This window comes from Streptomyces chryseus, assembly GCF_014650755.1.
Classification (GTDB): Bacteria; Actinomycetota; Actinomycetes; order Streptomycetales; family Streptomycetaceae; genus Streptomyces; species Streptomyces chryseus.
On the sequence record NZ_BMVO01000012.1, the window covers coordinates 92,087 to 113,332 of the forward strand.

Consider the following 21,246-nt stretch of genomic DNA (forward strand, 5'->3'; position numbering starts at 1 on the left):
CTTCGTGCGACGGCTCTTGCTGTCCCCGGTCCGGGCCGCTTACGTTCCTCTCGTCTTGCCCCGCGACAGCGGAAACGGCCCGCGACGGCGGAAAAACGAGAGGTAGACCATGACCCAGCAGACTGTGGCAACAGCGGCCGACTTCCACGAGCAGGTGAGCCAGATCGTCATCGAGGAGCTGGAGCTCGAGGAGGGCGAACTCACCGACAACGGCCATTTCATCGACGACTACGACAGCGACTCGCTGTCGCTCATCACCGTCGTCTCCCGAATTGAGAAGGAATTGGGAGTCGTCATTCCCAAGACCGAACTCGGCGAGCTGGTGAACCTGTTCCTTCTCGTCGACGCCGTCGCTCAGCACGCCGCGGAGAGCGTCAATGGCTGAGCTTTCCGCAGCGCCACGGCGCCGGGTGGTCATCACCGGACTCGGCGCCGTGTCACCGGTGGGGATCGGCGCGGACGTCTTCGCGGCCGCCGTCCGGGCCGGTGTCGACGGCACCGCGCCCATACAGAGCTTCGACGCGAGCGGCTTCCCGCGCCGGCGGGCGGGCGAGGTCACCGACTTCGAGCCCACCGACCACCTCAAGCGCCTCGACCCCGCGGCATGGGGCCGCAGCGGCCTGCTGGCCGCCGCGGCCGCCCGGCTCGCCGTGGCGGACGCCGAGATCGACGAGGAGCAGCTGGAGCGGGGCCGGGCCGGGGCGATCATGGGCACCACCAGCGGTGAGTCCGCCGTCGTCCAGGAGCTCGCCGAGCAGTGGGTCGCCGGCGGGCTGGAATCCCTCGACGGCGGCCTGGCCGGACAGACCCCGGCCGCCCGGATCGCCAACGCGGTCAGCGCCGAACTGCGGCTGCACGGCGAGACCCAGACCATCCCGACAGCGTGCTCGGCCAGCAACTACGCGCTCGGGTACGCCTACGACCTGGTGCGCAGCGGCGAGGCGGACGTGATGCTGGCGGGCGGCGCCGACGCCGTCAACCGGCTCACCCACGCCGGGTTCTACGCCCTCGGCGCCATGGCCGAGGACCTGCCCCGCCCGTTCGCCGCCGACCGCACCGGCATCCTCACCGGTGAGGGCGGCGCCGTACTCCTCCTGGAGACACTGGAGGGCGCGCGGGCGCGCGGGGCCCGCGTCTACGCCGAGATCCTCGGTTACGCCGCGAACTGCGACGCCGCCCACATGGTGCACCCCGACGCGACCAGCATCGCCGCGTGCATCCGGGCGGCCCACCGCAACGCCGGCGTCGAGCCGGAGCAGATCGACTACATCTGCGCCCACGGCACCGGCACCCCGACCAACGACACCACCGAGGTGGCGGCGGCCCGCGAGGTGTTCGGCACGCGCATCCCGCCGATCAGCTCCATCAAGTCGATGCTGGGCCACACCATGGGCGCGGCCAGCGGGTTCGGCGCCATCGCCTGCTGCAAGGCACTGGAGCAGGACTTCCTGCCGCCCACCGCGAACGTCACCGAGGCGGACCCCGTGCTCGGCGAGGGCGTGGACTGCGTACCGGGCACCGGCCGCGAGGCCCGTCTGGACATCGTGCAGAACCACGGGTTCGCGTTCGGCGGCAACAACGTCATCACCATTCTCGGGAGGGTCTCGTGACCACGGCGACCGCCACAGCGGACGCGCCCCTGACGCCTGCGGCCACCCGGCCGCTGTACGTCACCAGTGCAGGCGTCGTCTCCTCGGCCGGTCACGGCCTCGCCGCCCTCGCCGGGCTGCTGCGCCGGGGCGCCGGGCCGGCCGAGGAGCCGTCCGGCGAGGGCGCGGCGGCGTACCCGCCCCGGCCGGTACGCGCCGTCGAAGGCTTCGACGTGAAGGCGCACCTGGGGCGCAAGGGCACCAAGTACCTGGACCGGCTCACCTCCTTCGGCCTGGTGGCGTGCAAGGAGGCCATCGAGGGCATGAACCCCGCCGAGGTCGCGGGGGACCGTACCGGCGTGGTCCTGGCGACCAACACCGGCTCCGTCTCCAGCCACAGCGGCCTGCTGTACGACACGCTGACGCTGGACAAGCCGTACCTGGTCAACCCCGGCCAGTTCCCCAATACGGTCATGAACTGCGCCGCCGGGCAGGTCGCCATCCGCAACGGTCTGCGGGGGCTCAACGCCACCGTGGCCGGCGGTCAGAGCGCCTCGCTGCTCGCCTTCCGGCACGCGCGTCTCGCTCTCACCCTGGACCGCGCCGACCGGCTGCTGGTGGGGGGCGCCGAGGAGCTCAGTGCCCCGGCGGCGTGGGCCTGGCACCGTACCGGAGTGCTGAAGGGCGAGGCCGCGCTCGGCGAGGGCTGCGCGGTGTTCACGGTGCAGCAGGGGGCACCGGCGGACGACTCGGACGTACTGGCCGAACTGCTCGCCTGCGAGGTGCGCTTCACGCCCGACGCGCGGGACTACGCCGACGGCCTCGCGCACGTCGTCACCCGCGCCCTGGACCGCAGTGGAATCCGCCCGCAGGAGGTGGCCGTCGTCTCCCTCGGCGCCGCCCACCACCGCGGTCTGGAGCGGATCGAGGAGCGCGGTGTGCGGACCGCGCTCGGGGGCGGCGGGCTGCCGCGCACCGTACGGGTCGCCGACGTGCTCGGCGAGACGTACAGCGCGAGCGGTGCGATGCAGCTCGCCGCCCTGCTCGCCCTGTGGCAGGCCGAGCCGCCGGCCGGGCGGACGACCGCCCTGGTCACCTCGGTCGGCCGGGACGGCAACGCGGCCGCGATGGTGGTGCGCAGCCCGCTGCGGTGACCACCCCCAGGACAGCAGCGGCGCCCGTGATTCCCCCCACGGGCGCCGCTGCACGTTTGTTTGCCCCTCTCCACCCACGAAAGGAACACCGCGTCATGAACCTGTCCTACGCCGGGCGGAGTTACCCGCCCACCGAGCCCTACGAGGTCGGCCGGGAGAAGATCCGTGAGTTCGCCCTCGCGGTCGGATCGGAGCCCGGCGACGGGCGCACCGCGCCCCCCACCTTCCCCATCGTGCTGTCGATGCACGCCGAGAAGCAGGTCGTCGACGACCCGGACTTCGGCTTCGACTTCTCCCGCGTCGTCCACCGCGACCAGCGGTTCGAGTCGGTGCGCCCGGTGCGGTCCGGCGACCGGCTGACCGTCACCGTCGAGGTGGTCGCCGCGGACACGGTCGACGGGAACGACGTCGTGACCCTGCGCGGTCACATCCGCGAGGCGGACGGCGGAGCCCCCGTGTGCACCACGACCTCGACGCTGGTCTCGCGGGGCGAGCGATGACGGCCACCGGCGAGACGCTTCCCCGCCGCACCTTCCGCGTCACGCGCGGCGATCTGGTGCGGTACGCCGCCGCGTCCGGCGACCACAACCCGATCCACTGGTCGGACTCCCGGGCCGCGGCCGTCGGGCTGCCCGGCGTCATCGCGCACGGGATGCTGAGCATGGGCCTGGTGGCCACGGCCGTCACCGACTGGGCGGGCGAGGGCGCGTCGGTCCGTGAGTACAGCACCCGGTTCAGCCGCCCCGTGCTGGTGCCGGACACCGACGAGGGAGTGACGCTCACCGTCGACGGCAAGGTCGCCGAGCTGCGGCCGGACGGCACGATGCGGGTCGATCTGACGGTGAGCTGCGGCGGCGCGAAGGTGCTGGCGCGGACCCGGGCCCTGCTGGTGCCGGGCGCCGTGGCGGGGACCTGAGAGGGGCCCGTACGGCACGAACGGACCGCCGGTCCCCGAGGGGGCCGGCGGTCCGTGTGCGGAGCGGGGGCGGTCAGGCCTGGGTGCCGGCGGCCGGCAGCTTCAGCTCGACGGCGCCTATCTGGGCGAGCAGGAACAGGTCCTGGCGGCACGCCCAGTGCTCGTGGACGAGACCGTCGTCACCGACGCGGTAGATGTGGATGTGCTCGACGTCCACCTTGTTGCCGGTGGCCTCGAAGCCGAGGAAGTTGCCGGTGTGGATGCCGGTGAACCGCACCCGGATGACGGCCTTGTCGCCGTCCGCGAAGCTGTCGATGTGGTCCCACGCGGCCTCGGAGAACACGCTGTTCATCCAGCGCGCGGTGCCGAGGTAGCCGCGGGGGCCGCCGGGGGTGCCGGGCGGGGCCTCGTAGTCGACGAAGTCCGGGGCGACGAGCTCCAGGGCGACCTTCTCGTCCAGGTCGTTGAAGATCTTGCCCATCTGCTGGGCGATCTCCAGCACGGTGGCGTTGGACATGGGTTTCCTTCCTTGGGAGGGGCGGTGGGGACGGTGCGGGGGGTTCAGTGGCCGACGCCGAGGCCGCCGGTGACCGGGATGATCCCTGCCGTGACGTACGACGCCTCCTCGCTGGCGAGGAACCGCACCACGTGGGCGACCTCGTCGGGCCGGCCGGCCCGGAACAGGGAGGTCTGGCCGAGGACGTGCTCCCGGCGCGCGTCGGTGACGTCCTTGACCATGTCGGTCTCGATCAGGCCGGGGGAGACCATGTTGACCGTGACGTTCCGCTTGCCGACCTCACGGGCGAGCGAGCGGCCGAAACCGATCAGGCCGGCCTTGGAGGCGGCGTAGTTGGTCTGGCCCGGCGCGCCGGCCAGCGCGCTCATCGAGGTCATGAACACGACGCGGCCCCAGCGGGCCTTGAGCATGTCCGGTACGACCTCCTTGGCCACCGTGACGCCGGACATCAGGTTGGTCTCGATCACGCTGCGGAAGTCGTCGTCCTCCATGCCGACCAGCAGCTGGTCACGCGTGATCCCGGCGTTGGAGACCAGCACCTGGATGGGTCCGAACTGGCTTCTGGCCTCGTCGGCGGCGCGGCGTACGGAAGCGGGGTCCGTCACGTCGCAGCGGACACCGAACAGCCCCTCGGGCGGTTCGCCCGAGCGGTAGGTGACGGTGACCTTGTCGCCCTGGGCGGCGAACACCCGGGCGGTGGCGAGGCCGATGCCCCGGTTCCCGCCGGTGATGAACACGGAACGGCTCACGGAATCAGTTCCCTTCTGCGGCGTGTGTGGCAGGTACGGCTTCCAGGGCGGGCGAGTCGCCGGCGGCGGTCAGCAGGGCGTCCAGCCGCTCGACCGCTTCGGCGGTCCCGGTGAAGTGGATCGCGGTCCAGCCGGCCGCCTCGGCCCCCGCGCAGTTGTGCGCGAGGTCGTCGACGAGCACGCACCGCCCGGCCGGCACTCCCGCCCGCTCGGCGGCGAGCGCGAACATGGCGGGCGAGGGCTTGCGGTGGCCGGCCTCGAAGGACAGGAGTACGTCGTCGAAGAGCTCGTCCGGGTCGACCATCCGGCGCCAGTGCGCGTCCCAGGTCGGCACCATGTTGGAGAGCATCCCGACGAAGGCGCCGCGGGCGCGGGCCAGGCGCAGCGCCGAGACCCAGGCGAGGTTCGTCTCGCGGCCGTCGAACCACGCGTCGGCGAGCGTCGTCAGCCGCAGGCCGCGCACGCCGTGGTCGGCGGCGAGCACCTCGGAGACCTGGTCGAGCCACTCCTCCTCGCTCACCAGCGGGGTGTCGATCGGTTCCATGATGTCGGCGGTGCCGTAGCGGGCCGTCACCTTCACCAGCGCCTCCTGCAGCGCCGCGGGCTCGATGCCCTGCCCGGCGCAGAAGGTCCCCATGGTGTGGGAGATGGGCGGGGTCAGTACCCCGCCGAAGTCGGTCCAGACGGCGAGGCGTTCAGGGCTCACAGCTCACTCCCGGAGGCAAGGGTCACGGTGACCCGGGCGATCTCGGCGTCGCCCTGGTGGAAGCGCACCGGCACCTCGCCGCGGCCGCCGGCCGGCGCGGGCCGGGGCGCGGCGGCCCGTACCGGCTCGTCCAGTTCGGCGAAGCGCGAGAAGCGGGCCTCGAAGCCGACGGCGTACGTCGCCAGGGGGTCGTCCACGGTCAGGAGGGCCAGCTGCCGGGCAGCTTCCACCAGGGTCATGGCCGGCAGGTGGTCGTAGACGTGGTCGAACAGCGCCCGGTTGGCGAACCTCGGGGTGACCTCGGCGGCCACGCCCGACGGTGAGGTCTCGGCGTGGGACAGCACGACGTTGAGCGGGTTGCCGCGGCCCACCCGGGCGGGCTCCACCCGGGCGCCGTCGCCGGCGGCGGGGTCCTGGTCGGGGAAGTCGGAGGTGAGGGGGGCCGGTGTGCCGCGCTGGCTGTGCCGCAGCACCTCGTTCTCGTGCCGGTTGATGAAGAGCACGTCCATCTCGTGCTCGCCCACCTCGGTGTCCCCGATCCAGAAGCGCTGGGCGACCTTGCCCTTGCGGTAGCGCCCGCGCCGGGTGGGCTTCCCGATGTAGTCGGTGTCGATGCGCAGTCGCCCGGGCTCGGCGCCGACCAGCAGCTCCCCGAGCCCCGACAGGGACAGCCGGAAGGAGTCGACGATCATCATGGTGCCCTCGGACAGTCCGATGTGCGTGTGCGAACCGGCGATCGCCGCCTGCCGTCCCGATTCCAGCAGCAGCAGGGCGTCGTACAGGGCGGGCCGCTGGAGGTGGTCGCTGTAGTAGCCGTGGATCAGCGGCAGCTGCACCGCCGCGCGCACCTTCTTGAGGGCCAGCGGGAGGATGTCCGTGACGAAGACCTCGGACACCGCGGCCCGGTGCACCAGCGAGCGGTCGACGGTGCGGCCGTAACTGAGCTCGACGGTTGCCGAAGGAATCTCCGGGGCCGTTTGTGTTGTCATACCTGTTCCTTTGGAATCGGGTACCGGTACGAAGACCCTCGCAGCTACGGATGAAGCCGTGGTCGAGCGCGAATTCAAGCGCGATAAAAGAAGGGAATTGGCAGGAGGGCCGGGAGGGTTGTTGCGGCCGGTTATGCTCGGGGGATGCGTATTGGAGAGCTGGCGCGGCGTACCGGAGTTCCGGTTCCGACCATCAAGTACTACCTGCGGGAGGGCCTGCTGCCGGCAGGTGAGCGCACCAGCCCGAACCAGGTGCAGTACGCGGACGCGCACGTACGCAGGCTGAAGCTCATCCGCGCCATGCTGGAGGTCGGCGGGCTGTCCATCGTGGCCGCCCGCGACGTGCTCGCCGAGGTCGACTCCCCGGCCCGTTCGGTCCACGGCATGCTCGGCGCCGCCCAGTCGGCGGTCACCAGGATCGCGACGGTCCGCGGCACCGACGAGGAGCGGCAGAAGGCGGAGCGCGAGGTGTCCGAACTGGTGCGGCGGCACGGCTGGTCGGCCAAGCCGGAGAACCCGGGATGGCGGGCGCTGGTCCAGATCGTCATGACGTACCGGGACCTGGAGCGCGGCGACCTGCTCGACCTGCTCGACGGGTACGCCGAGGCCGCCGGCGGTCTGGCCACCGCCGAACTGGCCGCCCTGGCGAAGGTGCCCAGCGTCGACGGCAAGGTGGAGAGCGCGGTGCTCGGTACGGTCCTGGGGGACACCGCGATGGCGGCGCTGCGCCGGATCGCCCAGGAGGACGCCTCGCACCGGATCCAGCGCCGGCCGCACTCCGCCTAGCGGGCCGGCCGCACGCCGCTCGGCCCGCCCGCTCCGGGACCGGCGGGCTCAGCCGATGTACGCCGTGCGGGCCACCGGCGCCAGGTGGTGCACCCGGGCCGGCGGCAGGTTGCCCAGGACCGTCTCGGTGGCGAAGGAGTGACCGCGCAGGGTCCGGCCCACGACGGACTGGACCGCGAGCGTGCGTTCGCGCGCCGCGCCGGTGGTGAACGCCCGGCGTAAGCGCGGGACTCCGGCGTACGCGAAGAACGACAGCGTGCCGCCGGGGCGCAGCGCGCCGAGGAGCCGGTCGAAGATGTCCTGCGCGGTCCCGGCGTCGAAGTTCGCGAACGGCAGACCGCACACGATCGTGTCGTACGAGCCGAGTTCGTGCTCCTGCACGAGGCCGGTCAGCAGGCGCAGCCGCCGCTCGTGCCCGTAGGCGCGGGCCAGCATGGCGGCGAACCGGGGGTTCGCCTCGACGAGGTCGAGGGTGTCCAGCCGGCCGAGCGCGGCGGTGATGTGCCGGGTGACGGCGCCCGTCCCCGGCCCGACCTCCAGCACCGCGCGCGGCCGGTCGGGGGAGGACACCACGTGGCGGGTCAGCGCTCTGGCGAGCTGCGGGCTGCTGGGGGCGATGGCTCCCGTGTCCCGGCGGGTCCGGGCGAACTCCCGGAAGAACAGCGTCACGTCCGTCATGGCCTCTCCTGTGTCCTGGGCCGCGCCCCTGGTGCGACACCGCGGTGTCGCTGACAACCAGAGATGATAGTGCAACTATCGATAGTGTGGGTTATGGTTGTGGGGAGTGGCCGGGAGGTCGTGGCCTCCGCGCCGTGACACCGACGCTAGTGGGGCTGTGACCAGCGGTCATGGCTCACCAACGATCCGGCGGATGCCTCCAAAGGAGCATTGCGCCACCCGACTTGAGCGCCTCCGCACGCGGCGGCACGAGGGGCACACCATGGACTTCGCAACGCTCGTCTCATGGGTCGACATCACTTCCGGCCTGACGAACCGCCTGGCGGGAGCGGCGTGCTGGGCCTACGCGATCCTCGCGATCACGACCCTCCCGCCGCTGCTGCCCAACGCGGCGCTGCTCATCACCGGCGGCATGCTCGCCGCCCGGGGCGAGATGTCCCTGACCCTCGTCCTGCTGTCGGTGGCCGGCAGCGCCCTGCTCGGGGACCTGCTGATCCACCGGTTCGGCTGGTCCGCGGGGGAGACGGTGCGCCGCCGGGTGTCCGCCCGCAAGCGCCAGGGTGAACTCTTCGACTGGGCCTCGGGGCGCATCCAGCGCGGCGGCATCCCCTTCGTGGTCGGCGTGCGCTTCCTGCCCAGCGGACGGCTGCTCGGCGGCCTGGCGGCGGGCGCCGCCGGCTACCCCGCCCGCGAGTTCGCGATCGGCGCGGCCCTGGCCGAGGCGGTGTGGGCCGCGTACTCGGTCGGCGTCGGCTACTTCGGCGGCGCGCTGAGCGACGACCCGGTGGTGTCGGTCGCCATCGGGCTCGGGCTCTCGCTCGCGGTGGGCGGCGTCGCCTGGTGCGCCCAGCGCCGTACCGCGGTGCCCGTCGTCACGGAAGCGAGTGCCTCGAAAGAGGCATGACCTGTTCCTCCTAACGCGAATGTCTCTCTTTCCCCGCCCTTGAAATGCTCGCGTTGTCGCTCTGCCGAATTGCCGCGCCGACAAAGAATCCGGAGGCTGATGTGTCGCAAAAGAATGCAGCGGTGCCGTGGGCACTGCTGGCCACATCGGTTCCGATGTTCATGGTGTCGCTCGACAATCTCGTGGTCACCAACGCCCTCGCGGACATCGCCCGTGACTTCCGTACGACGCAGCCCGAGCTCCAGTGGGTCGTGAACGGCTATGTGCTGCCGTTCGCGGGCCTGTTGCTGGCCGGCGCCGCGCTCGGCGACCGCATCGGCCGCCGCAAGATGTTCGCCTGGGGCATCGCGCTGTTCACGGTCGCCTCCGCCGCCTGCGCGCTGGCCGGCTCCATCGGCGAACTGGTCGCCGCACGCGTCGCGCAGGGCGCCGGCGCCGCGATGATCCTGCCGGTCTCCCTGACCCTGGCGGTCGCCGCCGTCACCGAGAAGCGGCGCAACCTGGCGGTCGGCGTCTGGGGCGGGGTCAACGGCCTCGGCATCGCGTTCGGCCCGCTGGCCGGCGGTCTCGTGACCCAGGGCCTGGACTGGACGTGGATCTTCTGGCTCAACGTACCGGTCGGCGCGGTCGCCGTGCCGCTGACGCTCTGGGCGATCAGGGAGAGCAAGGGCGTCCAGCGCCACCTCGACGTCACCGGCATGACACTCGTCGCCGCAGCCGTGGTCGCCGCCGTCTGGGGCGTCGTACAGGCGGCGGAGTACGGCTGGAGCCACCGGGGCGCGGTGCTGGGCCTGGGGGCCGCCGCCGTGCTGCTGGCCGCCTTCGTCGTCTGGGAACGCCGCACGAGCCGCCCGCTCGTGCCGCTGCGCATGTACCGGCTCCCGGCCTTCCTGCTCAGCAACGTCGTGTCCCTGACCATGTACTTCGGAGTCTTCGGCTCCATCTTCTTCCTCGCGCAGTTCATGCAGGGACCCATGGGTTACTCGCCCTTCGAGGCGGGTCTTCGCACCCTGCCCTGGACCGCCGCCCCCATGGCCGTGGTCCCGGCGGCGAGCCTGCTGGTGGACCGGATCGGCGGCGGCGTGCTCCAGGCGGTGGGCTGCGCCCTGCAGGCCGCGGCGCTCGCCTGGTTCGCGCTGATTCTGGGCCCCGGACTGTCGTACGCGGCGATGGTGGCCCCCATGGCGCTGGCCGGCGTGGGCATGGGCCTGGTGTTCGCCGCCAACCCCGCCACCGTGATCGCCTCCGTCGACGAGAGCGAGCACAACACGGCGTCCGGCGTGAACAACACCGTCCGGGAGTTCGGCGGGGCCCTGGGCATCGCCGTGCTCACCACGGTGTTCACCCACTCCGCCGGGCACGCCGTGGGCGGCCGGCAGGCCGCGGCGGCGGAGTTCACCGCCGGGCTGCAGTCGGCGCTGTGGCTCGGCGCCGGCGTCGTCGCGCTGGGCGCGGTCGCCGCGCTGCTGATCCGCCACCCCCGGCGCGGGCCCGCGGCAGGAGGGCCGCACCCGCAGCCGCGTCCTCGGAGCACCGAGTTCGCGGCCGCCGAATGACCGAATGAGTTACGCCCCCGGGCGCCAGCGTCTCGTATCAACGGAGGAAAAATGTTTGCCGCCATCGGGAAATTCACCGCACGGCGCCGGAAATGGGTGGTCGTCGCGGCAGTGGCCTTCACGCTGTTCGCCGGCGTCTGGGGCACCGGGGTGTTCGGGTCCTTCACCGGAGGCGCCGGATTCGACGATCCGGCCAGTGAATCCGTCGCCGCCGACAAGGTGCTCGACGGACCGCTCGGACGCGAGTCGAACGACCTGATCGTCCTGTACGAGGACAAGGACCGCACCGTCGACGACCCCGCGTTCTCCGACGGGGTGAGCAAGGCGCTCGCCGGCGTGCCGCGTGAGGACGTCGAGCGGCTGAGTTCGTTCTGGGAACCCGGCTCGCAGGACAAGGCGGCCTACGTCTCCAAGGACCGGCACGCGATGTACGCCACCGTGCAGTTCACCTCCGACGTGGACCAGGAGCAGGTCGAGGCGCTCGGCAAGCTCAAGGAGTCCTTCGAGGTTCCGGGACTGACGGTCCGTTACGGCGGGGTCGCGGCCATGACCGAGCAGGTCAACACGCTCACCGGCTCCGACATCGCCCGGGCCGAGATGCTCTCCGTACCGATCCTGCTGGTGCTGCTGGTCCTCATCTTCCGCAGCGCGGTCGCGGCGCTGCTGCCGCTCGCCGTCGGAACCTTCGTCGCCCTCGGCTCCTTCGTCGTGCTGCGCGTCCTGACGATGTTCACCGAGATCTCCAGCACCGTCATCAACGTCATCACCATCCTCGGCCTCGGCCTGGCGATCGACTACGCGCTCTTCCTGGTCAACCGCTACCGCGAGGAACTGCACGCGGGCGCCGACGTGGACACCGCCGTCCACCGCGCCACCGCCACCGCCGGGCGCACCGTCGCCTTCTCCGGCCTCGCCGTCGCCATCTCCTTCGCGGGCCTGACCCTGTTCCCCTCCCGCTTCCTCAGCTCCATGGGGTACGCGGCCGTGGCCGTGGTCGCCTTCGCCGTCGTCGGCTCGCTGACCCTGCTGCCCGCCCTGCTGCGCTACACCGGCCACCGCATCGACAAGTGGCGCATCCCGCTGCCCGGCGGCCGTCGCCGGGCTCCCGTGGCCGAGACGAACGGCCGCTGGTACCGCACCGCCCACGCCGTGATGCGCAAGCCGCTGCTGTCGACGCTCGCGATCGTCGCCGTCCTGGTGGGTCTCGGCGCCCCGCTGCTCGGCGTCAACTGGGCCCGGCCGGGCGAGTGGGTGCTGCCGTCCGACGCCGACGCGAAGATCGTCAGCAAGCAGCTGAGCCAGGACTTCGACGTCAACCCGGCCCAGATCATGACCGCCGTCGTACGCTTCGACGCCCCTGCCGCGCCGCGGCGCTCCGGCATCGACGCCTACGCCAAGGAACTGGCCGCCGTCGACGGCATCTCGGAGGCGCGGACCACCGCGATCGAGGGCAACGACGCCCGGGTGACCCTGCGCTACACGCCCGACCCCATGTCGGCGCGGTCGAACGACATGGTGCACGACGTCCGGGCGGTCGCACCGCCCGCCGGCGCCTCCACGACGCAGGTCACCGGCATGCCGGCCTCCCGCGTCGACATCGTCGCCATGATCGGCGAACGGCTGCCCTGGATGGCCCTGTTCGTGGCCGTCGTCTCGTTCCTGGTGCTCTTCCTGGCCTTCGGCTCCCTGCTGCTGCCGCTCAAGTCCGTCGTACTGAACCTGTTGTCGCTCCTGGCCGCCTTCGGCGCGATCAAGTGGATCTTCCAGGACGGGCACCTGTCCGGGCTTCTCGGGTTCGAGGCGATCGGCGCGGTGGACGCCAACTTCCCCGTGCTCGTCGTGGCGATCGCGTTCGGCCTGGCCATGGACTACGAGGTGTTCCTGCTCTCCCGGGTCCGTGAGGAGTGGGAGTTCAGCGGCGACCCGGTCGAGTCGGTCGCCCTCGGCGTCCAGCGCACCGCGAAGATCATCACGAGTGCCGCGCTGCTGCTGGTCGTGGTGGTCGGCGGCTTCATGACCTCGTCGATCCTCTTCATGAAGATGATCGGCGTGGGCCTGGTGATCGCGGTGATCGTCGACGCCACGATCGTACGGGCCCTGCTGGTGCCGGCCACGATGGCCCTGATGGGCAAGTGGGCCTGGTGGGCCCCCGCGCCGCTGGCCCGCTGGTGGTCCAAGTACGGCATCCGCGAGTCGGATTCCGACCCCCTGCCCCGGCGGAGCGCCGTGCCCGCCGACCCCAAGGCGGGTGCCCTGCGATGACCGCGGCCCGCTCCGGGCCCCGGGCGAACGGGCCCGCGGCCACCACCGAGGCCCCCACCGGGCCGGACCCGGCCCTGAGCCGGCCCGCCGCGGCGGGGGAGGGGACGGCGGGTGCGCGTCCCGGCCCCCGAGAGGCCGGCCCGGTGTCCGCCCGTACCGGGGCCGGCGGCGGGCCCGAAACCACCGCGGCGCAGGACTTCGGGGCGGCCGGAGTCGTCGCGGCCGGCGTCACCGCCGTGCTGGCCGCGCTGTTCGGGGACTGGGGGGCCTGGTCCAGCCCGTTCGGGGCCGGCTCCTCGTGGTTCCCGATGCCCTGGGGGGTCACCACGGGACCGCCCGTGCTGCTGGTCACGATCGCCGGCGTCCTGATCGCGCGGGCCGGCGCCCCCTCGTTCGCCCGTACCTGGGCCCATACGGCCGCCGGACTCGCCGCGGCCACCGGCCTCCTGGTGCTCGTACTGGAACCCCTCGGTCCGCAGACCGCCTGGGACGCGCTCGCCGAGGCCGCCCACGCCGGCCTCTTCGGGGTCGCACTCGGCTGGGTCCCGGCGCTCGCCGCACTCGCCGTCACCGGCCGCCGGCCCCGGCGCCGTACGGGCCTGGCACCGTACGTCTGGTTCACCCTCGTCGGCGCGGTCCTGCCCCTGCTGGCCCTGACGGCGGGGCTGGCCGCGGCCTCCCCCGTCCACAGCGCCCTGTGCACGGCCACCGAGTGCGTCAGCCCCCGGGCGCGACTGCTGTTCACCGGCGAGCTCTCACTGCGCCTCGCCCTGCCCGCCTGGGCCGCGGGCGTCGCGGTACTGGCCCTGGCCCGGCGCGCCGACCGGGTCCGGCGGCTGCGCGGCGGGTGGCAGGTGCTGCTCGCGACGGCCGCCGGCGGAATCGCCGTCCTCCTCTCCCCGGGCCTCGTCTTCGGAGCATCCGTATGAACCTGTCGTACGACCGGCGCCGCGTCCTCTCCCTCGGGGCGGCCGGCGCCCTGGCCGCCGTCGGCTGGACCGGCGGGAGCGCCACCACCGGCGGCGGCCCGCGACCGCGCGCCCGGCGGGCGTACATCGGCGGGTTCACCCTCGGCGAGTACGGCCTGCCGGGTCTGCCCGGCATCGGGATCGCGGCCGTGCGCCGGGACGGCCGGCTCGAACTCACCGGCTGGCGCGAGGGAATCGAGAACCCCTCCTTCCTCACCCTCTCCCCGGACCGCCGCGTCCTGTACGCCGTCAGCCAGCTCCCCGGCGGCGCCACCGGCGCCCTCCACGCCTTCCGGATCGCCGGTGACCGGCTCGTTCCGCTCGGCCGGCCCCGGTCCAGCCACGGCGCGGCCCCGGTCCACCTCGCCGTCCACCCGGCCGGGCGGTTCCTGCTCACCGCCAACTACGACTCCGGGCACCTCGCGGTCCTCGCGCTGGACGCCGCCGGCGCGCTCGGCGAGGCCGTCGACGTGGTGGCCCACCGCGGCCGGGGCCCCCACCCCGTGGAACAGCGCGGGCCCCATCCGCACATGATCGCCTTCGACCCGGCCGGCCGCCGGGTGCTCGTACCCGACAAGGGCGACGACCACATCCACGTCTACGACTTCGACACCCGCACCGGTCGGCTGACGCTCGCCCAACGGACCCCGATCGGCCGCCGCACCGGCCCCCGCCACCTCGTCTTCCACCCCTCGGGGCGGATCGCGTACGTCACCAACGAACTGGGCCACTCGGTCACCGTCCTGACCTACGACCCGGACGACGGAACGCTGCGCCCCGTCTCGCACGCCTCGGTCGCCCCGCCCGGTCTCGACCCGCGCAACGCGCCCTCCGCGCTGCACCTCACCCGCGACGGCGGGCTGCTCGTCACCACCGACCGGGGCCTGGACACCGTCGAGACCTTCCGTGTCGGCGGCGGCGGCCGCACCCTCACCCTGCTCGAATCGCAGCCGGTCACGGCCAAGGCCCCCGGCACCCGCTGGCCCCGCGACATCGCCCTGGACCGCTCGGACCGCTTCGTGTACGCCGCCAACCAGGCGGGCCAGTCGGTCACCGCGTTCCGCCTCGACCCGTCCGACGGGCGGCTGCGCCCGATCGGCCCGCCGCTCCGGGTGGCCAGCCCTTCCTGCGTCCTGCTCCTGTGAGGCGGCGCGGCAGGGAACACGACAGCGGCCCCGGGTCCGGACCCGGGGCCGCTGTCGTGTCCGTACCCTGCCGCCGTCACCCGCTCGTCGCCGCGCACCGGGCCGGCCACCGCCAGTCCGCCACGCGCACCCGGGCGTCGGGGCTGGCGCCGGCCACCGACGCCGCGTACCCCGCGGGGCTGCGCACGCTCCGCACGAACCAGTCGTGTCCCGAGCCCGGGACCACCGCCGCGCGCCACGAGCCGAAGGCCTGGCCGGTGTAGCGAGGGGGAGTGCGGCTGAGGCCCGTACCGGCCGCCTTGACCAGGGCCTCGGCGCGCGTCCACTGCTCGAATCCGTGGGTGCCGCGCCCGCCCGACACGCACGGGACCGCGGACCAGTCCATGTGCGGCCTGATGCGCTCGATGTCGACGCCCACCGGCACCCCGGGGTCGTCGCAGACCGCGACCAGCGCGTAGCCCCCGGAGTGGGACAGGCTCGCCGAGAGCACCGTGCCGTCCGGCCCGTACGGGACCGGCTTGCCGTGCCGGTCGTCGCCGCAGCGCGCGCAGTGCCGCCGGAAGGCCACCTCCTGCGGGGCGACCCCGAGCCGCTGCCCGAGGATCACGCGGTACGCGTGGTGGACGGTGCGGTACCGCACCTGGTCCCGCTCGCGCCGCAGCCGCGCCATCCGCTCGCGCTCCGCCGCGTCGAGGACGGCGTACGCCTCCTGCGGGGGCGTCGCCCCCGGCCGGCTGCGCACCGTCCAGATGTGGATGCCGACCGCGCTCACGCCGCTGAACCGCCCGCCAGGATGTGGTGCTGCAGCTGGCGCAGGTCCTCGGAGGGCTCCAGGCCCAGCTCCTGCGCCAGGACCGTCCGTACGTCGTGGAAGGCGCGCAGCGCGTCGCCCCGGCGGCCCGAGCGGTGCAGGGCGTCGATCAGCCGGGCGTGCATCCACTCGTTGAGCGGATGCGTCGCGACCAGCCGGCGCAGTTCCGGCACCAGCTCCCGGTGCCGGCCGAGCCCCATCGCCGCTTCGATGCGCAACTCCTGGGCGCGCACCCGCAGGTCCTCGATCCGGGCCGCGTGCCCGGCGAGCACCCGCCCCTGCGCCACGTCGGCGAGCGTGCGCCCGCGCCACAGCCCGAGCGCCGCGTCGAACCGCTGGAGGGCGCTCTCCCGGTTGCCCGCCCGCATCTCGGCGCGCCCCTGCCCGTACAGCCGGGTGAACACGTCGAGGTCGAGCTGGCCGGGTGCCGGCCGCAGGGAGTAGCCGGTGGCCTCGGTGCTGATGACCCCGCGCATCGCCTCGGCGCCCAGGGCGCGCTCCAGCTCCTGGCGCAGGTGGTAGACGTGCGTCCGTACGGTGCTGACGGCGGTGGACGGCGGTGAGCCGTCCCACAACTCCTCGACCAGCGTGTCCACTTCGACGATGTCGTGCGCGCGCACCGCGAGCAGGGCGAGCAGGTTGCGCACCTTGGGCCCGCGGGGCCGGTGCACCGTCGGGCCGTAGTGGCCCTCCAAGGGCCCCAGTATGCGGAAACCGGCTGTGAAACCTCTGATGTCGCTCATCGTGCATCCCCGTTCTGCGTTGTGTTCCCCATCGGCTCCGGTCCGGTCCACGCCCTGGTGGGGCGGGTCAGACAGCCGGCTGAGCGAGTGTGACGAGATGCGCCACATGTTGCGTGATCATGAAGATTCGGTACGGCAGACGCCTGCGGGAGCGGGAGTCGCCGGGGCGGGCGGTGAGCGCGGCGGCGGCCAGGGCCACCGCACCGGCCAGCACCACGCCGGCGGGGGCCAGCAGGTCCGGCAGCCCGAACGCGACGGCGGACGCCAGCAGGGCTGCGCCGATGGCGACCGCGCTGACCGAGACGATGAACGCGGTGACGCGGCCGCCCCACAGCACGGTCCAGTTGCGCCGGCCGTGCTTGGCATCGCCCCGCGTGTCGGAGAAGTCCTTCGCCACGGCGCCGACCAGGCCCATCCACAGCGTCATCGCGACGGCGAGGACGACCAGGTCGGCCGTGAGCGGCGCGGCTCCCGCGAGCCATCCGGCGAAGTAGGTGAGGCCGCCGGCGGCGGCGACCACCGCGATGGTGTCCGGAGTGCGGCTCTTGAGGGACAGGCGGGGGGAGGAGTACGCGTACCCCAGCGCGATCATGCCGAGGGTGACCACGAACATGACGGGGCCGAGGGTGGCCGCGCCGGTCAGGGCGAAGGCGGCCAGCGCCCACGCGGCGCGCCGGGCGTGGACGACGGACAGGTTCCCGTGCGCGATCGGGCGGCGCGAGCCGTTGGCGCGGTCCTCCCGGACGTCCGTCACCCCGTTGTAGAGGTAGGAGAAGGCGACCGATGCGATCCACACCAGTGAGCCGAGGATCAGGGTGGAGGGGGCCGCCGTGACCGAGGTCAGGCCGGCCGTTCCCGCCACCAGGAATCGTGCTAGGAAAATGATCAGTACGGCGGGCCGGGTCTCCTGCGCACAGAGCAGCAGAAAGCGCGCGCCGCGGGCGCGCGTGGATTCCGTCGTACGCGGATAGGTCGCTTCGCGGGGGGTAATAGGAGGGCGAGACTTCGCGGGCATCGCTATCGGCATGGCATTCACGCTATGTCGTGTGCCGACGGCGGCACAGACAACCATGGGGTTAGAGGGCATACCCCCTAAGGGGTATTCACGGCGGCGCCCCTTTCCTGCCCCGGCCGGTGCGTCAGGGTCTTCTGATCAGCTGGGCGTCGACTGCTTTGTTCACGGCGTCGATACGGGAGACGGCGCCGAGTTTTTCGAAGATGTTCCGAAGGTGACGCTTGACAGTTCCCTCGGTAATGCGCAACTTGCTGGAAATCTGACGGTTGCTCAGAGCCGCCGCCGCGTGGACGAGGACTTCCCGTTCCCGGGGTGAGAGCGTCTGTTTCGTCTCGCTGAACACGGATTCCGAAATTCCGCTCCGTGGCACGGCAATGGTGATGTTGAGCGCCTGTGCGGCCGCGTTGCGGATCGCCAGAAGAAGTGACTCCCGGGGCACGCTCTTGTGCAGATAACCGCGTGCGCCCCGGGCGATGAGTTCCTGTACCAGCTGGGGCTCGTGATACATCGTCAGCATCAGGACGTGCAGATCGGGAAAACGTTCCGTCAGTTCACTCACGACGGCGGGCGCGTCGTGGTCCGGCATTTCGACGTCGAGCAGGATCACCTGGGCGCGCGTCCGCTCGATCAGGTCACCGAGCCCCTTGGAGGTGTCCACGTCCGCCACCACGTGGAGATCCGGTTCGGTGTTGATCAGTTCGCACAGGGCGCTGCGCAGCAGCGAGTGGTCGTCGACGGCGATGATGCGGATGGGCTCAGTCGCCGGCCGGGTGTCGTGGCCCGTCGTCTGCATGATCCTCCTCAGTGACGGGGACCGAGAGCTCGACGGCTGTACCGGCCCCCGGGGTGCTGGTGATGGAGACCTCTCCGCCGAGCAGCTGCGCCCGCTCGTACAGGGAGGAGAGGCCGTTGCCCTGTTGGGTCGCGGGCGAGAAACCCACGCCGTCGTCCAGCACGGTCGCCCGCACGTGGCGGGCGTCGACCTGTACGTCGATCGTGACGCGGCTGGCCGAGGCGTGGGCCAGGGAGTTGCGCAGGCACTCGCGCAGCATGAGGAACAGGTCGTCGCAGAGCGCGGACGGCAGCCGGTCCTCGGGGTCGCCCACCTTGACCTCCACGGCGGGCACCTCGACCGCCATGGCCGTCACGAAGGCGCACAGTGCGACCTGGAGGGAGCGGGTGGTGTCGCTGCGGGTGCGGAGCTCGGTGACGATGTCCCGGGTCGTGTAGAGCGTCTCCAGGATGGCCTGCTTGAGGCTGCTGAGCCGCACGTCCGTCGGCGACGAGGAGTTCTGGGTGAGCTCGAACAGCTCCAGCTGCCGCAGCGCCAGGCTGGCCGAGCTGCCGATCCGGTCGTGGATCTCGCGCGCCATGCCGTGGCGGCCCTGCTGGGCGGCGTCGCGCACGACGTCGAGCAGGAACAGCTCCTGGCCGGTGGAGCCCTCCTCCAGTCGCCGGGTGATGGCGGCCTGGAGGGTGGGAAGGATCTTCATCAGGTAGTGCTCGGAGCCGGGGCTGCCCTCGAAGACGCGCCCCAGGAAGTCCAGCGTGAGCTTGAAGAACAGCGACCCCGCGCGCACCGAGTACACCGGCGGGATTCCCTGGGAGATCCGGGCCCCGCCCAGCTTGCGGGTCTTGCTGGTCAACAGGGGATTGAGAGGGGCGGAGGTCCCGTGGCGCAGCGTATGGACGCATTCCGCCAGGATGTGCCGTCCTTGCTCACGGCAGGTGAGCCAGGCCTCCGCGTTCATCCCCAGGGGATTCTTCTGTTCGATCAGAAGCTGCCGGTAGGCGTCGAGAAGTTCGGGTTCGAGCGCCAGTAACTCCGCCGCGAGTCTCGACCCTTGAGACCCGGCCCGATCATCCAATGCGTCCTGGCACGACACGCTGCTCACGCTAACCCCCCCCGGGCTGATTTCCGAAGTCGCACTTTGCGCAACTCGACTTCTTCGTCAAGGGGAAAGGGCTTCGAAGATCAGTTTGATCATGCCTCTTGCGTCAGTGGTTGTCAAGTTGAATAAGTTCGCCGCGAGATGTCAACTCGGCCTGCACGCAATGGTTCTGAGCCCCGGGCCGATCTGGGGGAAAGGGCTTTCGGGTTAATGGTCCGGACGGCTTCGCCGACCCCTCGGCTGCACTGACTTCTTGTCAATTGGGTTGCGTCTCCTCCTGTTCGGCAAGAGATGAATAATGTTCATGTACGAGCCTGTGCAGCGCGGACAGCGCGACATCCCCCAGTACGGCGCAGGTCACCATGCTGGCGGTGGCGCTGTCGGGGTCCGGCTGCCGCCGTTGCAGCGCCACCTCCGCCTCACCGACGCGCTCCAGTGCGTCGGCGTAGGTGTCGAGCAGCCGCACGAGGTCGTCCTGTTCCAGCCATTCGCACGCGACCAGCACCTGGGTGAGGGTGTGCCACGCCGGATTCTCGGCGTTCACCCGCCAGTTGCGCGCCTCGGCGAACCGCTCCGCGCGTTCCCGCGCCCGGGTCCACTCGCCCTCCTCGGAGGCCGTACCGCGCACGGGCAGGGCGTACTGCACGGTTTCCAGGATGTCGTGCAACGAGTGCGGCGAGGCGTCGATGCGGCGCAGGATGTCCCGGACCACGGAGTACGGGACGCCACCGACGTCCAGCAGGGTCTTGATCAGCGCGATCCGGCGGACGTGCCGCTCGTCGTACGCGGGCTCGGCACGGAACAGCTCCATGTGGACGTACATCTGGAGCGCCCGGACGGGGACGCCTGTCTGGCGGCTCAGCTCTGAAAGCGGCACACCTCACCACCTTCTGGATCTGGTCGGGGTTGCCGGGACCCTATGCAGGCCGCGGCCCCGCCTACAAGCCCCCGCACACCACCGCGGCTCCCACTGCCTCGAAAGGCACAGTGCCGCTCACCCCATGGACACAGGGACGGTGCTCAGTTCAGCCGGGCCCGTGCCGCTTTCGCCCGGCGCCGGACCGTCTCCGCCGACGCGGGGTCCACCGTCTCCACGACGTCCGCGTACGCCTCCAGCTCCGCCGCGCCGCCCAGGAAGTCGCCGCGCTGCACCAGAAGCTGCGCCCGCTCGTACCGCAGGCGCGCCGCGTGCGACGGCAGCAGCAGGGACAGCTCCACCGCCCACAGCTGGACGTCCGTGCGCTCCGGGCGGGCCGACGCCCACGCCCGGATGTTGTTCAGGATCCGCAGCACGATCTCCAGCGGATCCGCCGGCACCAGCATCGCGGGGCCCAGCGGCTCCCCGGTGGCCCCCGCCACCAGCAGCTCCGCGTCCGCCCCCGTCAGCAGCCGCCCCCCGTCGAACGGGTCGGCCAGCACCTGCTCGTCCCGGGAGCCGAAGCCGACGACGAAGTGCCCCGGCAGCGCGACCCCGTACACCGGCGCGCCCGCCCGCCGCGCCACCTCGATCCACACCACCGACAGGAGGATCGGCAGCCCGCGCCGCCGCCGCAGCACCTCGTGCAGGAGCGAGGACTCCAGCCGCTGGTAGTCCCCGGGCGTCCCCCCGAACCCGCAGCGCGTCCCCAGGACGCCGGCCAGGGCCGACGCCCACTCCCGGGCCCCGCCGGGGCGGTACGGCAGGAGACCCGCCAGCCGGTCGAGCTCGATCTCGGCCGCGTCCATCCCCGCCTCGTCCAGCGAGGAGTCCGCCTCCGCGCCCACCAGCAGGCACAGCAGCGCGAGGTCCGGGCGCTCGGACCGGGCCTCCTCGGCGAACCGCTGACGGCGTTCGGCTCCGGTGGGTCGTCGCATACGCGTCTCGTA

General features: G+C 72.2%; 23 protein-coding genes. 11 read left to right on the forward strand and 12 right to left on the reverse strand.

What is annotated here, in order from left to right:
* Positions 1–109 precede the first annotated feature (109 nt).
* From IE185_RS19280 to IE185_RS19300, 5 genes are all read left to right on the forward strand, one after another.
* Positions 110–385, forward strand: a complete 276-nt coding sequence (locus IE185_RS19280) for an acyl carrier protein (RefSeq protein ID WP_138898027.1) — start codon at positions 110–112, stop codon at positions 383–385.
* Positions 378–1,610 carry a beta-ketoacyl-[acyl-carrier-protein] synthase family protein gene (locus IE185_RS19285; RefSeq protein ID WP_138898028.1) on the forward strand — a complete coding sequence of 411 codons (1,233 nt, stop codon included), beginning with the start codon at positions 378–380 and terminating at the stop codon, positions 1,608–1,610. The genes IE185_RS19280 and IE185_RS19285 overlap by 8 nt, the downstream gene beginning before the upstream one ends.
* Positions 1,607–2,743 carry a beta-ketoacyl synthase N-terminal-like domain-containing protein gene (locus IE185_RS19290; protein ID WP_138898029.1) on the forward strand — a complete coding sequence of 379 codons (1,137 nt, stop codon included), beginning with the start codon at positions 1,607–1,609 and terminating at the stop codon, positions 2,741–2,743. The genes IE185_RS19285 and IE185_RS19290 overlap by 4 nt, the downstream gene beginning before the upstream one ends.
* Before the next feature lie 95 nt (positions 2,744–2,838).
* Complete coding sequence (locus IE185_RS19295; RefSeq protein ID WP_138898030.1) at positions 2,839–3,243, forward strand: FAS1-like dehydratase domain-containing protein; 405 nt, start codon at positions 2,839–2,841, stop codon at positions 3,241–3,243.
* Positions 3,240–3,659 carry a MaoC/PaaZ C-terminal domain-containing protein gene (locus tag IE185_RS19300; RefSeq protein ID WP_138898031.1) on the forward strand — a complete coding sequence of 140 codons (420 nt, stop codon included), beginning with the start codon at positions 3,240–3,242 and terminating at the stop codon, positions 3,657–3,659. Before IE185_RS19295 ends, IE185_RS19300 begins: the two co-directional genes overlap by 4 nt.
* A gap of 73 nt (positions 3,660–3,732) precedes the next feature.
* On the opposite strand, the gene IE185_RS19305 is transcribed toward IE185_RS19300, so the two are convergent.
* From IE185_RS19305 to IE185_RS19320, 4 genes are read right to left on the reverse strand one after another with little or no spacing between them, the layout of a single operon-like run.
* Positions 3,733–4,176 carry an ester cyclase gene (locus IE185_RS19305; protein ID WP_208766370.1) on the reverse strand — a complete coding sequence of 148 codons (444 nt, stop codon included), beginning with the start codon at positions 4,174–4,176 and terminating at the stop codon, positions 3,733–3,735.
* 44 nt (positions 4,177–4,220) lie between these two features.
* Positions 4,221–4,925, reverse strand: coding sequence for a 3-oxoacyl-ACP reductase FabG (gene fabG / locus IE185_RS19310; protein WP_138907366.1), 705 nt, complete (start codon positions 4,923–4,925; stop codon positions 4,221–4,223).
* A gap of 4 nt (positions 4,926–4,929) precedes the next feature.
* A complete protein-coding gene (locus tag IE185_RS19315) occupies positions 4,930–5,631 on the reverse strand; it encodes an HAD family hydrolase (protein ID WP_229843594.1) in 702 nt (233 codons plus the stop codon).
* Positions 5,628–6,620 carry an AfsA-related hotdog domain-containing protein gene (locus IE185_RS19320; RefSeq protein WP_138897051.1) on the reverse strand — a complete coding sequence of 331 codons (993 nt, stop codon included), beginning with the start codon at positions 6,618–6,620 and terminating at the stop codon, positions 5,628–5,630. Before IE185_RS19320 ends, IE185_RS19315 begins: the two co-directional genes overlap by 4 nt.
* 144 nt (positions 6,621–6,764) lie before the next feature.
* On the opposite strand from IE185_RS19320, the gene IE185_RS19325 reads away from it, so the two are divergent.
* Entirely contained in the window at positions 6,765–7,406 is a 642-nt protein-coding gene (locus IE185_RS19325) for a MerR family transcriptional regulator (protein WP_138897050.1), read from the forward strand.
* Positions 7,407–7,454: 48 nt separating this feature from the next.
* Here the strand turns inward: IE185_RS19325 and IE185_RS19330 are convergent, their stop codons facing one another.
* Complete coding sequence (locus IE185_RS19330) at positions 7,455–8,084, reverse strand: class I SAM-dependent methyltransferase (protein WP_170198352.1); 630 nt, start codon at positions 8,082–8,084, stop codon at positions 7,455–7,457.
* A gap of 262 nt (positions 8,085–8,346) precedes the next feature.
* On the opposite strand from IE185_RS19330, the gene IE185_RS19335 reads away from it, so the two are divergent.
* The 5 genes from IE185_RS19335 to IE185_RS19355 all read left to right on the forward strand — a co-directional run bounded on the left by IE185_RS19335 (position 8,347) and on the right by IE185_RS19355 (position 14,919).
* The gene (locus IE185_RS19335; RefSeq protein WP_138897049.1) at positions 8,347–8,988 is read left to right on the forward strand and encodes a DedA family protein; all 642 of its coding nucleotides are present in this window, start codon (positions 8,347–8,349) and stop codon (positions 8,986–8,988) included.
* Positions 8,989–9,110: 122 nt separating this feature from the next.
* Positions 9,111–10,544, forward strand: coding sequence for an MFS transporter (locus IE185_RS19340; protein WP_229843595.1), 1,434 nt, complete (start codon positions 9,111–9,113; stop codon positions 10,542–10,544).
* Between the two features lie 51 nt (positions 10,545–10,595).
* Positions 10,596–12,806 carry an MMPL family transporter gene (locus IE185_RS19345; RefSeq protein WP_138897047.1) on the forward strand — a complete coding sequence of 737 codons (2,211 nt, stop codon included), beginning with the start codon at positions 10,596–10,598 and terminating at the stop codon, positions 12,804–12,806.
* Positions 12,803–13,735 carry a hypothetical protein gene (locus tag IE185_RS19350; protein ID WP_189715617.1) on the forward strand — a complete coding sequence of 311 codons (933 nt, stop codon included), beginning with the start codon at positions 12,803–12,805 and terminating at the stop codon, positions 13,733–13,735. The genes IE185_RS19345 and IE185_RS19350 overlap by 4 nt, the downstream gene beginning before the upstream one ends.
* Positions 13,732–14,919, forward strand: a complete 1,188-nt coding sequence (locus IE185_RS19355; protein ID WP_138897439.1) for a lactonase family protein — start codon at positions 13,732–13,734, stop codon at positions 14,917–14,919. The genes IE185_RS19350 and IE185_RS19355 overlap by 4 nt, the downstream gene beginning before the upstream one ends.
* Positions 14,920–14,995: 76 nt before the next feature.
* Here the strand turns inward: IE185_RS19355 and IE185_RS19360 are convergent, their stop codons facing one another.
* The 7 genes from IE185_RS19360 to IE185_RS19390 all read right to left on the reverse strand — a co-directional run bounded on the left by IE185_RS19360 (position 14,996) and on the right by IE185_RS19390 (position 21,234).
* The gene (locus IE185_RS19360; protein ID WP_138897440.1) at positions 14,996–15,691 is read right to left on the reverse strand and encodes a 4'-phosphopantetheinyl transferase family protein; all 696 of its coding nucleotides are present in this window, start codon (positions 15,689–15,691) and stop codon (positions 14,996–14,998) included.
* Positions 15,688–16,473 (reverse strand): AfsR/SARP family transcriptional regulator, encoded by a 786-nt coding sequence (locus tag IE185_RS19365; protein ID WP_170198362.1) that lies wholly within the window; start codon positions 16,471–16,473, stop codon positions 15,688–15,690. The genes IE185_RS19360 and IE185_RS19365 overlap by 4 nt, the downstream gene beginning before the upstream one ends.
* A gap of 67 nt (positions 16,474–16,540) precedes the next feature.
* Positions 16,541–17,500 (reverse strand): UbiA family prenyltransferase, encoded by a 960-nt coding sequence (locus tag IE185_RS19370; protein ID WP_170198363.1) that lies wholly within the window; start codon positions 17,498–17,500, stop codon positions 16,541–16,543.
* A 112-nt stretch (positions 17,501–17,612) separates the two neighbouring features.
* Positions 17,613–18,281, reverse strand: coding sequence for a response regulator (locus IE185_RS19375; protein ID WP_138897443.1), 669 nt, complete (start codon positions 18,279–18,281; stop codon positions 17,613–17,615).
* A complete protein-coding gene (locus IE185_RS19380; RefSeq protein WP_167518947.1) occupies positions 18,244–19,134 on the reverse strand; it encodes a sensor histidine kinase in 891 nt (296 codons plus the stop codon). Before IE185_RS19380 ends, IE185_RS19375 begins: the two co-directional genes overlap by 38 nt.
* 502 nt (positions 19,135–19,636) lie before the next feature.
* Positions 19,637–20,257, reverse strand: coding sequence for a MerR family transcriptional regulator (locus IE185_RS19385; protein ID WP_138897445.1), 621 nt, complete (start codon positions 20,255–20,257; stop codon positions 19,637–19,639).
* 143 nt (positions 20,258–20,400) lie between these two features.
* Positions 20,401–21,234, reverse strand: coding sequence for a transglutaminase family protein (locus IE185_RS19390; protein ID WP_189715619.1), 834 nt, complete (start codon positions 21,232–21,234; stop codon positions 20,401–20,403).
* Positions 21,235–21,246: the final 12 nt, after the last annotated feature.